Below are 1,835 nucleotides of genomic sequence, written 5' to 3' on the forward strand. Positions count from 1 at the left end.
TTATTAATCAAACTTGTGATTTGACTAATAATCAAGCCAGGTTTTGAATAACGGAGCCTTTGTCCTGCTGACCAAAATATCAGTGTCCTGGCAATTTTTTAATTTGAGTTTCAATTTTCCATTAAAAAAATTATGAACTTTTTCAATGGAATTGGCATGTACAATATATTGACGATTTATCCTAAAGAAATTTTTTGGTTCTAATTCTTGTTCCAGTGTTTCCAAGGTCTGTGGTACTACAATTTTTTCCCCGCTAAATAAATTTGCATAACATATATTCATATGGGAATAAAAAAAGGCGATGTCCTCTACATTGATTTTTTTGTAACCATCCCGGTAAGGTAGAAAGAAACGGGATCTATATGCTCTTGGTCTGATTTGGGTGAGTAATTCTTCAATCAAAGGATATTGCTTGTAGGAGTGGTGTACGGATTTTTCAAATTTTGTAAAAGCGGCTTCCAGTTGATCTTTTTCAATGGGTTTGAGCAGATAATCAATACTGTTGTATTTAAATGCCTTGACAGCATATTCGTCATAAGCTGTTGTAAAGATTACCGGACATTTTACATCTGCCAGGTTAAAGACCTCGAAACTTATACCGTCTGCCAATTGTATATCCATCAAAATCAGATCAGGGCTTTCTTTTTCTAAAAGCCAATCTACTGCCTTTTTAATACTGGTCAGAACACCAAGTATCTCAATGTCGGGTCTTATTTCAAGCATTAATCGTTGTATTCGATCCGAATTGAGCTTTTCATCTTCCAGAATCAAAATCTTCTTTATTATATTCATTTGATAAGAGGTGCTTTTATGGTAAAAGTTTCATCGGTTCTCTCTATACTAGGTTGGCTATCGCCTAGTAAAGCATAACGATCGATGATGTTTTTTAAACCTATACCTGTAGAATTTGGCTTTTTTACTAAAGGTAATAGGTTGTTGGATACAACCAGTTGATTATGATCATTCGAATAGATGCTTATAATCAAAGGGTCTTCTTCTTCCGTACGATTATATTTCATGGCATTTTCGATGAGTAACTGAAGGGTAACAGGCGGGATGAGCATCGCAAGCTTAGATTCTTCAATGTCAATTTGGAAAATACATCCACCTCCCATCCGATTGTTAATAAGGAAAAGATAGGCATTCAGAAATTTGAGCTCTTCACGCAAGGAGACCAATGGTTTCTTCGAGTTGATCAGTAAATACCTATAAACTTTCGCAAAATTCTCTGTATACTCATATCCTAACTGTTGATCCTTTAATATCAATTCCGAAAGCACACTTAGATTATTAAACACAAAATGCGGATCGAGTTGTAATTTGAGCGCTTGTAATTCTATTTCGGCTGCCAATTGCTTACTTTGGGCGGCCTTAATCTCAAATTCAGCGGCCTTCATCGTGGCTGTTTTCCAATTCTTCAGTAAAAAATCGCCTGTATTTAGCGTGCTGATGATCAAAGCCCATAGTATAATTGAAAGAATAGAGTATAAGCCCTGTCTTACGCTAATAGGTGGAGATTGGGTATTTACGGCATCTCCAAATATCAAATAAATTAGTCCCAAACATATAATCAGGAACAAGGCTCCCAGGATTTGAAACAGTGTTTGAACCAGCAGGCGTTTTAAAGGATGAGCCATCCATGAAATCCTTTTATTTAATATGCTGTCTATGAATGAACTTAGTACGAAAATGATGGTGCAAAACAACAGGTTAATCAAAATGTCTATTGTAATCCTGGTTACTGACATGTCAATATAGTTCTCCCAATAGGAATAAGGAAGTATAACAAATATAGTCAAATACGAACCGATAAAAGTGAATGCAATCAATAAGAT

General features: G+C 35.4%; 2 protein-coding genes. Both read right to left on the bottom strand.

The features are described 5' to 3' along the window. Nucleotides 1–24: 24 nt before the first annotated feature. A complete protein-coding gene (locus DBR11_RS26100; RefSeq protein WP_108555501.1) occupies nt 25–792 on the bottom strand; it encodes a LytTR family DNA-binding domain-containing protein in 768 nt (255 codons plus the stop codon). Continuing rightward, nucleotides 789–1,835 (bottom strand): sensor histidine kinase (locus DBR11_RS26105; RefSeq protein ID WP_146186671.1); only part of this gene is annotated, 1,047 nt, incomplete at its 5' end. The genes DBR11_RS26105 and DBR11_RS26100, both read right to left, overlap by 4 nt.

The sequence above is a fragment of the Pedobacter sp. HMWF019 genome (genome assembly GCF_003061025.1).
Classification (GTDB): domain Bacteria; phylum Bacteroidota; class Bacteroidia; order Sphingobacteriales; family Sphingobacteriaceae; genus Pedobacter.

Excerpts from the sequence above, each read along its gene's own strand:
- DBR11_RS26100 (WP_108555501.1), bottom strand. The coding sequence starts at position 792 with ATGAATATAATAAAGAAGATTTTGATTCTGGAAGATGAAAAGCTCAAT.